Origin of the sequence: Bacillus sp. 205(2023), from assembly GCF_037027485.1 — a bacterium.
Taxonomy (GTDB): Bacteria; Bacillota; Bacilli; order Bacillales; family Bacillaceae; genus Bacillus; species Bacillus halotolerans.
The window spans coordinates 1-255 of sequence record NZ_JAXCHF010000044.1 but is presented as its reverse complement, the minus strand read 5'-3'; the positions used below and the strand labels follow the sequence as shown (position 1 = coordinate 255).

The window sequence follows — 255 nt, the reverse complement described above, 5'->3', positions numbered from 1 at the left end:
AGGTTGATATTCCTGTACCACCTCCTCACCATTTGAGCAATGGGGGGACGCAGGAGGATAGGGTAAGCGCGGTATTGGATATCCGCGTCCAAGCAGTTAGGCTGGGAAATAGGCAAATCCGTTTCCCATAAGGCTGAGCTGTGATGGCGAGCGAAATATAGTAGCGAAGTTCCTGATTCCACACTGCCAAGAAAAGCCTCTAGCGAGGTGAGAGGTGCCCGTACCGCAAACCGACACAGGTAGGCGAGGAGAGAA

The 255-nt window shown here is 52.9% G+C and carries 1 rRNA gene; it reads left to right on the top strand.

Annotated elements, in window-relative coordinates:
* Window positions 1-255: ribosomal RNA gene (locus WA325_RS21325) — 23S ribosomal RNA — on the top strand; the annotation flags it as partial.